This is a genomic window from Sphingobacterium sp. 40-24 (assembly GCF_001899705.1).
Lineage (GTDB): Bacteria > Bacteroidota > Bacteroidia > Sphingobacteriales > Sphingobacteriaceae > Sphingobacterium > Sphingobacterium multivorum.
This window is the reverse complement of the sequence record NZ_MKWH01000033.1, coordinates 1-13932: the sequence shown is the minus strand read 5'-3', so window position 1 is coordinate 13932 and position 13932 is coordinate 1. Positions and strand designations below refer to the sequence as shown.

Annotated in this window: 10 protein-coding genes and 2 pseudogenes; 7 read left to right on the top strand and 5 right to left on the bottom strand. The window is 36.6% G+C overall.

The features are described 5' to 3' along the window. Window positions 1–216 precede the first annotated feature (216 nt). From BGP15_RS11940 to BGP15_RS11920, 5 genes and pseudogenes are all read right to left on the bottom strand, one after another. Complete coding sequence (locus tag BGP15_RS11940) at window positions 217–1686, bottom strand: hypothetical protein (RefSeq protein ID WP_286769636.1); 1470 nt, start codon at window positions 1684–1686, stop codon at window positions 217–219. A gap of 330 nt (window positions 1687–2016) precedes the next feature. After that, a complete protein-coding gene (locus BGP15_RS11935; RefSeq protein WP_286769635.1) occupies window positions 2017–2385 on the bottom strand; it encodes a DoxX family protein in 369 nt (122 codons plus the stop codon). Between the two features lie 495 nt (window positions 2386–2880). Beyond that, window positions 2881–3210 (bottom strand): annotated as a pseudogene (locus BGP15_RS11930) (DNA polymerase ligase N-terminal domain-containing protein); the annotation flags it as partial. A 92-nt stretch (window positions 3211–3302) separates the two neighbouring features. Next, window positions 3303–3494, bottom strand: coding sequence for a DUF3606 domain-containing protein (locus BGP15_RS11925; RefSeq protein WP_286769634.1), 192 nt, complete (start codon window positions 3492–3494; stop codon window positions 3303–3305). A 439-nt stretch (window positions 3495–3933) separates the two neighbouring features. Further along, window positions 3934–4419 (bottom strand): hypothetical protein, encoded by a 486-nt coding sequence (locus BGP15_RS11920; RefSeq protein WP_286769633.1) that lies wholly within the window; start codon window positions 4417–4419, stop codon window positions 3934–3936. A gap of 233 nt (window positions 4420–4652) precedes the next feature. Here BGP15_RS11920 and BGP15_RS11915 point away from each other — a divergent pair, with 233 nt between their 5' ends. From BGP15_RS11915 to BGP15_RS11885, 7 genes and pseudogenes are all read left to right on the top strand, one after another. Beyond that, entirely contained in the window at window positions 4653–7583 is a 2931-nt protein-coding gene (locus BGP15_RS11915; protein WP_286769632.1) for a phosphorylase family protein, read from the top strand. Window positions 7584–7605: 22 nt separating this feature from the next. After that, window positions 7606–7959 (top strand): hypothetical protein, encoded by a 354-nt coding sequence (locus BGP15_RS11910; protein WP_286769631.1) that lies wholly within the window; start codon window positions 7606–7608, stop codon window positions 7957–7959. 2 nt (window positions 7960–7961) lie between these two features. Next, window positions 7962–8375 (top strand): hypothetical protein, encoded by a 414-nt coding sequence (locus BGP15_RS11905; protein WP_286769630.1) that lies wholly within the window; start codon window positions 7962–7964, stop codon window positions 8373–8375. A 49-nt stretch (window positions 8376–8424) separates the two neighbouring features. Then, window positions 8425–9444: a radical SAM/SPASM domain-containing protein gene (locus BGP15_RS11900; RefSeq protein ID WP_286769629.1), complete on the top strand. Its 1020-nt coding sequence runs from the start codon at window positions 8425–8427 to the stop codon at window positions 9442–9444. A gap of 1075 nt (window positions 9445–10519) precedes the next feature. Beyond that, a complete protein-coding gene (locus BGP15_RS11895; protein ID WP_286769628.1) occupies window positions 10520–10915 on the top strand; it encodes a single-stranded DNA-binding protein in 396 nt (131 codons plus the stop codon). A gap of 51 nt (window positions 10916–10966) precedes the next feature. Further along, a pseudogene (locus tag BGP15_RS11890) lies at window positions 10967–11443 on the top strand (DUF932 domain-containing protein); the annotation flags it as partial. Between the two features lie 504 nt (window positions 11444–11947). Beyond that, window positions 11948–13822 (top strand): reverse transcriptase domain-containing protein, encoded by a 1875-nt coding sequence (locus BGP15_RS11885; protein ID WP_256959355.1) that lies wholly within the window; start codon window positions 11948–11950, stop codon window positions 13820–13822. Window positions 13823–13932: the final 110 nt, after the last annotated feature.

Below are 13932 nucleotides of genomic sequence, written 5' to 3'. Positions count from 1 at the left end.
GTGTAAGTGTTGAGATTTTGGAAGCCGGAATAAGGCTGTCTAACTGTGTCGAAATAGAGGTAGATTTATCATTGCGGTTAACGGGTACACCAACGAAAGCATTTGTTTATGTCGATGTCCCCGAACTTACCTATGAGGTTTAATTAAAATAGAACTTCTAGATCAACCGATAATTGAGAAATGGCAAGACATGTGGACGAGCCCAAGACTAATAGATTATAATTTGTAAAAAACTTTCTCACCTAAATCTCGATTTGTCAAATGGCAATGTAATTGCGGATAGTTAATGATGTAGCCCTTATAGCCAATATGTTTTAAAATGAGCGTGTAGATCAAACGATGCATAATTATGGTCATAAAATAGACTTGTTGAGTTATAGCGTCTTCCGAATTATCAGTAACAGGAAGTTCGCCATGTTGAAATTTATTTCTAGCATTTAAAGCATCTTTTTCATATTGTTTTAGCTCATAACCTACTAACTCAAATGATTTTTGAAGTTTGTCCGTATTGGTAGGACTATTAAGGTTCTCTATTCTCGCTTTTAATATTTTATGTGCATTCTCATATTCATCCTGTTCCGGCAATATTTCTTTTAATACATTTAGCATCCGTGATTTAATGTTTTTAAAAAGCGTTGGATTTACAGGCTTCGGCCTTTTCTCCTTATAAATTTTCATAACAACGGATGTTATTGCTTCAAGAGCAAGACTATATGCGGAACCTTTTATTTCCAAAGGAAGCAAATTGGCTTGAAGAGTTATTATTATAGCACGTGATATGGGTTCCTGATTATAAAAAAGTTCACAAAGAGCACTAAATACAGGCTCTTCTATTTCTACTATATCATTAATCCATTTGTTAACCTCTTCATTCTTTTCCTTTCTCTCCAGTTCATCCTTACCAGTCATATCATGCACGGAATACGCATTTGTAGTATGCATTCTGTAACTACTCAGTATTGATTCGCGATATATTGAAAACCTAATGTCGGCAATCTCCATAAATTCGCCTGAAGTCGAGGATAAAATATATCCCTCATCCAAATAGAGATTTCCATAAAGGAAACCAAAAGCCAATAAAATATTATAGCAAATGTTCGTAAATTCAGACAGTGTAGATTCAGATGTTGAGTCAATAAAAAGATAAGTGTCGCCAGCTACTGTAAATTCAAAAAAATGATATTCTATTTTATTGATAATAACTTTGATAAGGTTTTTATGATCTGCAGGGACATCTGTTTCATAAGTCCACCCTCTTATTTCTCGAAGTTTTCCTCTAGAATTGTTTACTGGAACTACAAACCGCAAAAATTTTTTATCAAAATTCGAATCTGACTCCGCAGTAGACAATCGATCTATACTTCCAACTATATCAAGAGTAGAATCATCGTCACCAAACCAATCCTTAAATCGCTGATGAAGAAGTATTGAATTTTCAGGAATGTAATATGTTGCCTCACCATTGCTTAGCCTTATGGGCTGCGGAAGCGCAATACGTTCCATCTGACTCGAACTGTAACCTGCAAAAGTCTTAAAATTAATTTTAGCCGAGAACCCCCTTTCAATTTTCACAATGGACATATTATAATCTTTCAACAGATAATGTTCATTGTGTAACTGTAGAGTTTGCGGAGCTTTTAGATCATTGATCCTGTTAATAGTGGCTTCAATATATTTTTTTATCATGAAATATGGCTTTTCAGGAGTTTATTTTAGGATTAAGATAGTTATTTATTGATCGATAAACGACTTTTGATAAGTATATTTTAAAATAATAATGTTCTAGAGAGTCAAATCGTCATCTATCAATACTGAATAGCTTGTTACACAATTTCACCGAATTACACCCTTGTTTGATGTATTTTATAAATTAATCGTTCATGCAAAAAAAGGCTGATCAAATGATCAGCCTTTTAAATCGATATTACTCTATTAGCAAACTTTGATTCTGTCTTTTGGTTCACTGCACATTTTGTCGTCAGATTCCCGTTGGATACCTTCTTTAAAGAATTAAAGTTAAACTATGGCTAAAAATCTATAATAAGCTACTATCATAGACAGCAAAAATACAATTACTAACATAGGAAGCATTTTATATTCCTTTTTTTTAATATGAATAATCATACCTGCAAGCATAATAATACAAAAACAGACAGCAGTTATGGGTGTTAAGATCGGAACGATTCCTAGAACCCATGGAAATATAATACCGATACAGCCAAGTAATTCCAAAACTCCCAAAATTCTAATGGGAATTATAGAACTTTCTACCCTAAGATGTCCATCTGCAACATGGCTTTCTTTACTGCCACTGACTTTACCATAACCAGGCATTATAAAAAATAGGGCAAGTACCCCTTGAATTATTAATACAAGTGTATTCATCTTTGCTTTTCTTTATGAAATGAAAATATAATTTAAAAATTGAGCAAAAGTTATTCAATCCTGATATATAACCAAGATGTGCTCAGAAAGAAATCTATAGAATTTGATTCTAAAACTAAGTATTACCCTTTTTTGGGTTGGTCTAGCCAAAGATTAATATCTTCCATAGTAATTTGAAATATTTTCACAAATTTAGCAAATAATATCTAAATAAGAGAACGGTTAATCGCTAGCTAATCAGCGTAATTTGTCTGAGATATCTTCGGTAAGCAGAAAACTACAGATCATTTGTTAAAAGAAGGAAGAATATACTTTTAATCAGCTCGAGACTCGGAGACTGGGAACTATAGTTTCGCTGGTAACCACAACCACCATATCCTGATATTTGAAAGTGTAGATTTTTTGTCCGCCATTTCCCTGCGCGCGGTACGAATAGTAACACACATTGGTTGCTACGCGCTTTGGCTCGGTACTTACTTCCCTTGTACTACCCGGTTCAGCTGCTTCATAAGTACCCTCATCCCAAACAATTACTGTTCCTCCACCGTACTGCCCTTTTGGAATGACACCCTCAAAATCCCTGTAATCATAAGGATGATCCTCAACCATCATCACAAGTCTCTTGACTTCCGGATCAAGGGAAGGCCCCTTAGGAACTGCCCAGCTTTTGAGCACTCCATCCATCTCAAGGCGGAAATCGTAATGAAGATGCGACGCGTCGTGTTTCTGTACTACAAATCTCAGCTCCTTACCTGACCCAGTGCCGCCGAATGGTTCTGGAGTTTTATCTGCCGATCGTTTTTCACGGTATTTATCTAATGCCATTTTAATGGGTTTTGAATTAATGAATATTAAGGACAATGATTCGACCGTAACTGGAAATAGAACGGTAAACGAAACGAGCCATGTCGTTCTAATTATTTGTTGTGACGCTTTTTTAAGTATTCTTCCAGCGTCTTCCGGTCGTTGGAACCTGTTGCTTTAATTGCACCGACTACAGCTTGGGAACTTACCCCCATTTTAGTTTTAAAATAATTGATTTCATAATTTTCAGAACCACTAACTTGGTTACGGTCTTGTCTTCCTTTTTTTGATTTATTGTCCGCCATGATATTAATTATTAAGTGTTAAATAATTTCAGTGAAAATGCTGGATCACAACAAACAGTGCAGCATTTATTTCACCTAGAACATCGCTGGGAGCAGAATGGATTGATCTGATTATCAATATTACTTTTTGACAATAATTGTGATCTGCCTCTTCAATTCGACAGTACAACTACGGATTTGAATAAATTAAATTGGGACTGTCCCAATTCTGTATTGTATAATCGACTTCATGCTAGTATTAACAATTATGCTCCTCCTTCAGAAAGGAGATCCTTATTTTTTACCATACCAGTAATTTTTTTGTTAACTAAACATCTGAAAATAAAATTGTGATTTGAAAAAGCAAATACCGCACCATTCAAAAACCTCCTAACCGAAAAATACAGCATAAAATATTCATTGTTTTAAATCCATTTCCGCTAAAAGCACGCCCCAATATCTATATATTAAGAAAATACCTGATCCTTTTGAGAATTGACCGTGCTGGTTTTTTATTAGCTATAATTCGATTGGATTCAGTCACCTCACAAAGCTTTATAAAATTTTCAATACTAAAATCCTTATTGTAAAATTCTTCCGGGGAATTGAGGTAATAATCATTTTCTAATTTGTCAAGTGCACGCTGTTCATTATAAATGATGTCAGACCAGTAATAAATTTTTTCAAGTAACTGCTTTTTAAGCACGTTCTCTAATGGGTCATTCAGATCTTGATCTTCCAATACTCTTACGCAGGAATCAATAGATTCGCTATTCAGCATTAATTCAAATTCTTTCTTCTGCTCAAATTCACTAAAAGAAAATGCGAAATGTCCCCTACCTATGTATTGGCTATCAATTGGATGCATTTTTAGATATTTATGTAATAAACCTGCCTCAACATTACTGATGCTGATGTTTATACCGATACTATATACTAAATCCATGATGAATTTTTGTATACAATTTACTTCTTTTTCGATTACCCCGTTATCTCCGTATAGCTTCTGCGGTCACCTTTAGCCCAATTTATTGAAAATATCGATAATCGACGGCTTCGGTACGCTTTAGTTGAGGCAGGATAAATTTGTAAAATTTATAAAAAAATATACGATGCCAGCATCCCAAACAATGAAAAAATATTGCTATATTAACAACTAAATTAAGCCAGTATTAACAAATGAAGATTTCGTACAAGGAGGTCGGTTCCGAATTTATTACCGCAAACGATGAATTATTTAATCTACTCATAGTTACTGCAACAGAAACTGAGAAAAAAGAACTTCATCAATATTTAAAGCCCTTACCAGAAGAGGATAAAATTATAAAAGTATCAAAAGATAAACAGACTTATTTTTTAGGGACCTTCGGAGCCTATCCTGCAGTTCATGTCGCATGCGATGACATGGGAGCTGTAAGCAGAAATGGATCTATTACAACAACAATGCACGCAATTTCTTTATGGAAACCCAAAGCTGTACTCATGGTAGGTATAGCATTTGGTATTGATAAAAAGAAGCAAAAAATAGGCGATGTTTTAGTAGCAGAAAGGATCGTTGCTTACGAATCTCAAAGGGTTGGCATAAAAGTGATACCCCGTGGAAAAGAAGGCCCTGCAAGTTCAGTACTCGTTAACAGGTTTAAGTCAGTGACCGATTGGGAGTATAAGGTCGGCGCACGTACACCGCAGATAATTTCCGGCTTGATATTATCCGGAGAAAAACTTATTGACGACCAGGAATTTAGGGATGAACTTTTAAAAGCTGAACCAACTGCAATCGGCGGGGAAATGGAAGGCGCCGGCATTTATGCAGCCTGCGACGGCCAGGTCCATCATTGGATTTTAGTAAAAGCAATCTGCGATTACGCTGACGGTAACAAAAGTAAAAAGAAGGCCCATAACCAAAAAGTAGCTATTTCTTCAGCAGTCAATCTCTGTGAACATGTTTTTAGCTCTCCATATGGTTTTGATGATATTTTGACCACAACGACCCCTAAGAAAATAGTTGATAAATTATCAACCTCAAAAAAAAAAGTTCATGAAGCACTAAAAATTCAGACGAACCGTCAGATTAAAAAGCAGATAAATTCAGGTAAGTACATTCCCGACACCTTTATAGAGATGGGCCGGCAGAAGGACCTACTTCGAAATATGGCCCATCCTGTTTTATTTGCCGAGAAGTGTCTTAAAGAAGTAGAGGTTCTGGACTTTTCTGCTTTGGAGAAAAGACTGAAAAAACTGGCCCTTCCACCTTTTAGTTTTGATCCCTCGTTATTTAAATTCGAGCCTAAGCAAGTGAACATTACCAATATCAGTGAACATGCGCAAAACTGGTTAGAAAATCTCCGAGATACTGATGACAGGATAAAACAAATAAATCTTGGTAATGAATGTAGTTTGTTTTCTTACAAATTGAGAGATAATCTATCTGATCTGGAAAGTCTAAAATCCAAGGTTGCATTGATCAAAGAAATGCCAGGTCAGGGGAAAACAAATTTTGTATGTGACTTCTCACAAAATTTTCTGCTTAAATTAGATATCCCGTGCGTTTTTCTGCTGGGAACAGAAATTGATGCAAACGATATCAGAAGCTCAATTCTTAAAAGAGTATTTCCTGATGGTGAGGAAGTAACCTTTGTGGAGTTTATGGCTGAACTAAAAGATTACGCACTAAAAACCGGTAAATGTTTTGTAATTATTATTGACGGACTGAACGAAAACGGTAATCCAGCTGAACTGAGTAAGTCCCTTAATGAATTTATATCAGAAATTCTTGATTACGACTTTGTGCGTATGATCCTGACCTGTAGAACAGAATACTACAAAGCTAATTTTGCAAAACTTGAAAACTCGAGCTTCAAAGAGGAAATTTTACAAATTGATTCGCTTAACAATTATAGGTACCACCACGAAGACAAAGTAAACCGAAAACTTTTTGACAGATATCTTGAGCACTTTAAAATCAAGTATAAGTCCTTTAGCCATAAAGCCTATGGCCAGCTGGTCGATAATTTTTTATTGTTGCGGATTTTTTGTGATGCCTACCAAGGTAAGGACGTTCATAAGGTTGAAAATATTTACAAAGAGGAACTGTTTACACAATACTTTGAGGTAAAAACCAAGGAAATAAATGATCGTCTTAAATCGAATGACGATTTTGGTATAAGTGGAGAAATCGATATCAAGAAGTTTATCATGGCAATCGTTGAATACATGATAAAACATAACGAATACGCCAATATACCCCTTGATGATATTATTCACGGCAAAAACAAGGAACTGTACATTAGATTTCTTGATGAAAATATATTAGTTCGTCGTGACCTACAAAATAATGATGATATTTTTGACACATCGGAAACTGTCAACTTTACATTCGATGAATTTCGTGATTTTCTATTGTCTAAATATCTGATCTCCAAAACTTATAAAAGTTCCCCCGCAGAATTTGAAAAATTTCTACAAGACCAGTTTATTGAAGGATCTCCTATTCGCGAAGGCTGCGGGATATTTTTATTCCATGCATCGCGAAAATCGGGGGACGGTGATTTAATTAAACTTATCGAAAAACAGGACTGGTATGGATACATATTTGAGCGATCAATATTTAACCTGAAAGATGAATATATAGAAGAAAAAGACAGGGTAAGATTGTTTAGTAATTTATTAATCCATGCCTATAATTCCGCTCGGATTCTATACGCATTAATGTCACGAACTGACTTACAACGCCATAAAAACTTAAATATCCAACATTTATTTGAGCATTTAAGGTCATTAACCAGCACAAATTATGATAAAGCCTTTATCAGGGCTTTCTCTCTAAGTGATTGGTCCGGCGGCTTAATAAGACAAAATGATATTTTAGATCGATTAAAGAAAAGGCTAACATCAAAGAAGTTTGAGGATGTGCACCACCATCCCTTTGAATTACTCATTTATATGTTTACAAATCCCAACAACTGGGAAATAAAATCCATTTATGAACGATACAGTTACAAATTTCCCGACAAAGCAAAGGAGCAGCTTTCGAAAGCTCTGAAAGCTAACAATAAAAACCTAGTTAAAGAAATTAAATCCTTTTGTAATCAATATGGTATTATTTTATGAATCTTATAAGATCATGGTGCTGATGCATCCTGACTTAACCGAAAAGAATTTCCTAAAAAAAACAGGTGCCAAAGGTGGGTATGCAAAAAAAATGTTCACAGAAATGTATCAGAGCATAATTTCTGAAAGAATAGATGTTATTGCAGAATATATAAAATTTTATTCTGCTGAATATCCCACCCTTGAAGAATATCTGTACAAAAAATACAATCTTGAAATTGAATCTATTGAAGAACTAATGGAAGCTATTGAGAAAAATAAAGATTGTCGACTTTATCGAAAGGACCAAAATTCTTACGGAAATTGGGAAATATCGACATTTATGAATTCTGAAACAATGTTCGACCGAATTACTCAAATACTTTTAACCAAATAATTATGAAAGTTAGATATGATTTTGTGACCAATAGTTCTTCTACCTCTTTTATTATAATCAGTGATGGAGAATTTAAGCTTAATACGTTCATTAAGGCCGTTGGTATTGATACCAGCAGTCAGTTTATTGATATTTACAAACAGCTTTTTGAATGTTTTAAAGACAGCATGACACCAGCCCGCGACCTTCACCGAAGGGAGGGATTTAGTCTCAGTTTTGAGGATTTTATTAAAAATCGGCTGTGGTACGGTGAGGAATTGCTTCCAAAAATATTGGAAAGCGAGAAAGAAGGTAAATTGATTTATATCGGTAAGCTCAGTAGCGACCATGACGATGTGGAGACATTTTTCTGCACGGACGAGTTTATAATCGAAAATCCTAAATTGTTTATAGATGCTAGAGAAAATGGATGGTAAAAACAGCAGTATTGTGCACAGACATTATCCAGAACAAAATTACAGGATAATGTTCAACAAAAAAACAGGCTACTTTATCCGTGCCGAAGATAAAGGACATCCCGAACCACTTTGGGCAATGCATGGACCGGAGCTCTTGGATATCAGTATCACAAACTGGTGTGACAAGGGCTGTAGCTTTTGTTATAGAAAATCAACAGTGAAAGGATCACATATGAGTTTGGAAAATTACGAGCACATCATGAAGGAAGCTAAGGATGCCGATGTTCTCCAGGTAGCCCTAGGCGGTGGCAATCCGAACCAACATCCTGAATTTATAAAAATACTTCAAATGACTGTGGAATATGGCATTGTGCCCTGCTATACAACCAACGGTCGTGGTTTAACGGATGAAATACTCCAAGCAACCAAAGAATTTTGTGGTTCTGTAGCGATAAGTGCTTATGAACCATATTCAGAGTTCAGAAGTCACCTTGAACTGCTCTTTAAATACGGAATAAAAGCAAATGTCCATTTTGTTACAGATAGCCAAAGTATAGACACTGCCATACAATGGCTGGAAGATCCTCCGCAGTTCCTGGATGGTATAAACTCCATTATTTTCTTAAACTACAAACCGATTGGTAGAAATCCCAATCTTTCGCTTTTATTAAAAGATCAGCAAAAAATAAGCAGATTTTATGCGTTGGTAAATGAAAAGAAGCAGGCATTCAAAATCGGATTTGATAGCTGCAGCATTTCTGGCGTTGTTAAACATGTCCACGTGAATACCAGCTTCTACGAGGGATGCGATGCTGGACGATTTTCTGCTTTCATTGATGAAAACTTACGAATGATGCCGTGCTCCTTTATGACCAATAACAACTGGTTTGGTGATTTAAAGACACACTCCCTAGTGGATATCTGGCAAAACAATGAATTCTTTAAAAAATATCGGGGCAATATACTCAATAATGGCTGTAAAGGCTGCTCTCATCAAAGTACTTGTATGGGTGGATGTCCATTTATTGAAGAACTCTCCCAATGTGGATGGAAAGACGAGCGACTCAATTTAAAATATGATTTTTAGATATGGAGATCATAAGTATTGATCATTCAAAAAATATGTAATGTAACAACTTCATAGTAACTTTAGTTGATGCTATTGCAGCTTATGATACCATTGTCACTTCATAAAAATCAAAAAAGGTGTTTATTTAAATATGAGCACCTTTTTTTACGGGTAAAATTTTTTGATGACGTCTTAGGTTTTAAAATCTATTCGATACAGGTCTAGAACTTACTACTTATAATCTGGAGCACCTAATTAAATTCTTAAAATTATTACTGATAAACAGAATGCGTTCAAGGGAATCAAATCCTGTATCTGTCAACTTTCGCTGACTACAATCAATGGAATATGCGGGTTGCAGCTTCAATGCAGTCGCGCAAGAACTAAAAAACAAATAGCAGAGGGGTATATTTTAGATTCCTTTTGTCCTTTCAAAGCATATTTAAAAGGCAATCGTTCTTTTCAGACTTATAAACAGGGCGAGCCTGGTCTGCACGGCACCACTTACGTCCACGGCGTTCAGCCAGGTCGTGCTGTCCGCTATATCTTTTTCCAGAAAAAGGATGCCGCTTCCATCACTCTCGCAAAATCATATTTTTTAAATTTCCTATTTTCTAATAAACCATACATCTTTCCCAACCTTGGCAAAGCACATTTCCTCCACCGCAAATCTATGCAGAAAAGAGCTTTTACGCCTTCCCAAACATAGCAAATAGGAAGCTGGCCCTCCTCCCTACCGAAGCATTCAGCTTCCTATTCCCTATGAAATAACAGTGCTTTTTAGGATTCAAAATTTTTAGGAAAATAAAATTTGGGGATCACTTTTTATCAAAAGAACAGTCGAAAAAGACATTCAAAAGTACATAGCGCAGCCACCCCACATTCCGCAAAAGACTACGGCATAAACACATGCCGCCCCCTTTCCCATCCTTTATTCCGTTTCCTTTTGCCTTCTGCAATTGCACGATGTACGGATTGACTTTCTTTTTTTTCCTGTTTTTTCTTTTGAAAAAAATGATTTGGGCCGAGGCTCAGCAGGACTGAAAGGAAAGCGAACGTAACAAGATTGTATAACAACTTAAAAGCAAAACTTATGAACATTTCAGGAAGGCTGACACAGGATGCAACCGTCAGCAAAACAACAACAGGAAAGGACGTGGTAAATTTCTCAATTGCCGTGAACAACGGCTATAGAAACAAACAAGGCCAGTGGGTGGACAACCCAACATTTATTGATTGCGCCTATTGGCGTACACCCGTAGTAGTTTCATGGCTAAAACAGGGGCTTTTTGTAGAGCTGGGCGGACAGATCAGCGCGAGGGCTTGGGAAGGCAAAGACGGAACAATAAAAGCAGGGCTAAATTTTAATACCTCCTTCATTAACCCCATATGGGGTACAGCTTCAGAGAAAGATTCCGTACAGGCCAGTAACAAACAGCAGAACGGCAGTCCTGCAAAAGAGGACGAAAACGACGACCTGCCATTCTAGGCAGGACAGCACAAAATCAAATCAGTTTTAACCCTTTAAAAAATAGAAATCATGGGACACAATCTTAATTTCAATAATAGAACAGGCAGATATTCATTTTTCAGCGTAAAAGAAAAAGCTTGGCACGGTTTAGGGCAGATCGTGCAGGACTACCCAACAAGCTCAGAAGCTATCAGACACGCAGGACTTGATTATGAAGTCCAAAAAAGTCCCTTGTTTACAAAAGGTTCAGGCATATTGGAAATTTCAGACGGTATCGTTATACAGGATACTGAAATCGAAGTACCTGACTATTTCGCCAACATACGCACGGATAACAATACCGTATTGGGTGTAGTTGGAAAGGACTACCACATTGTGCAAAATAAAGACGCCTTTACATTTTTTGATTCTATTGTAGGCGGTGGCAGTGGGATTCTGTACGAGACTGCAGGGGCTCTCGGACAGGGTGAACGCATATTCATTACCGCAAAACTTCCAAATTATATCCGTATCGGGAACTCAGATGATGTGATTGAAAAGTACATCGTGCGCCCATAAGGGTGTTTAGTGAATGCAGTTTTGGCAAACTGCTGAGCAAGTGTTCATACTGCTCATCAACATCCGATTTATCCAAAGAGGAAACTCAATGGGGAGTGTAGCATATCGGAAAAGCCATAAGTCAATCAACTATCAGATTGCGACTGTAATGGCAAGTTGAAATAATGGATAAGAGGAACAAATCTGGATTGATTAAACGATAGTCTAAGTGGTTAGTTTCTTAAGCATTGACGGAAGATAGTTACTAACGTCATTTCCCTAACACTTTTCCGTAAAAATGTAGCGGTAAAAGCATGAACAGGTAAGGGACACAGCTACAATAAGTAGAAAAGGACGAAAGTCGGTTGCCGACAATCCATTGCGCCAAGTCACTATACATCTAAATGGGGATTGCCTAAATCGGAATGCCGAAAGGCTATGAAGTTCAGCTTCTGAATATCCGACATGGCAACGGAGTTCCCGTAGTAGTCCGAGCAAGGGAAAGCCTTGTACATGGCGAAGGGGAACAGTTGGTTTAGTTTAATTGAATTAAAGGAAAATGTGAGAGACATTATGAGAAATCCCGAAATGACATTGAACAGTCTGGTGAGACACAGCAACACGCTGACATATAAGTTCCAAAGACTGTACAGGATATTGTTTAACGAAGAAATGTATTACGTAGCATACCAAAAAATATACAGCAAGGCAGGTAATATGACCGCTGGCTCCGATGGTAAAACCATAGACGGTATGAGTGTGACACGCGTTAAACAGCTAATAGAATCGTTGAAAGACGAATCCTATCAACCTGTACCGTCTAAAAGAATTTACATACCAAAAAAGAACGGTAGCAAGCGTCCTTTGGGTATTCCCACATTCATCGATAAACTCCTACAGGAAGTAATCCGTATGATACTTGAAGCCATTTACGAAGGGCAATTTGAAAACTCTTCCCATGGTTTCAGACCAAGCCGAAGTTGCCATACAGCTTTGAAAAGCGCACATAAATTGTTTACAGGTGCAAAGTGGTTCATTGAAGGAGACATAAAAGGTTTCTTTGACAACATTGACCACGAAGTAATGATAAATATTATGAAAGAGCGTATCGAAGATGAAAGGTTTATTCGACTTATCAGAAAATTACTCAAGGCAGGATATATTGAGGATTGGACGTATCACAGAACGTACAGCGGTACTCCGCAAGGAGGTATTATCAGCCCTATAATGGCTAACATTTATCTTGACAAGTTTGATAAGTATATCAAAGAATACACCCAAGAATTTGACAAAGGTACATGGAGAAAACCCTCTAAGGAATCCCGCTATCTAGTTTGCAAAAAATACCGTTTAAGTCAGAAACTCAAAGTTGAAAAGGATGAAGTAAAACGGAAAATTTTACTTGAACAAATCAATGACATCGTTAAAGAACGTCAAAAACATCCTGCATCGGTGCAGATGGATGAAAACATGAGAAAATTGAAGTATGTCAGATATGCAGATGATTTTCTAATTGGCGTAATAGGTTCAAAGGAGGATTGTACCAAAATAAAAGAAGACCTCAAAGATTTTCTTAGAGATAAACTTAAATTGGAATTATCCGAAGACAAGACACTTATCACCCATGCTGAAAAACCTGCCAAATTTTTGGGATACGAAATCTTTATCAGAAAATCCAACGGTACCAAAAAGGACAAAATGGGCTACCCAAGACGATGCTTTTCAAGTAAGGTTGTACTGTATGTTTCTACGGAAGTGATACGCAAAAAACTTCTTGACTATAAGGCAATGAAAATCATCAAGCCAAAGGGAAAAGAGGTTTGGAGGGGAATATCAAGAGGCTACATGATTGCATTTGATGATTTAGAAATCATCAGTCAATACAATGCTGAAATAAGAGGTTTCTATAACTATTACTCCATAGCAAACAACAGCCATATAATCAACTCTTTCTATTACATCATGTGTTACAGCATGTACAGTACCTATGCGAGTAAACATCGCTCTTCAATAAATAAGTTGATGAACAAGCATAGAAAGAATGGAGTGTTTTCCATTCCCTACACAGATAGAAAAGGCAATATTAAATACAGAATTCTTTACAACGAGGGTTTCAAACGTAAAATGGTAACCGGAAACCCATCATTTGATAACATTCCAATGACAGTCACTATAACAGGTGGTAGGAACAGTTTAACGGATAGATTAATGGCTAAAACTTGTGAATACTGCGGTGCGAAAGATGAAATAGAAATGCACCATGTAAGAAAGCTCAAAGACCTAAAAGGAAAAACAAATTGGGAAAAACAAATGATTGGTAGAAGAAGAAAAACTTTAGCAGTATGTATATCATGTCACGAAAAATTGCACGCAGGAGCATTAGACTGAATAAACCGATGGAAAGCCGTATACATGGAGACATGTACGTACGGTTTGGGGGCAGACACAGGGAAACCAGCTATGGAAACATAGATATTGGCGTCAGGTGTCGAGCCTAC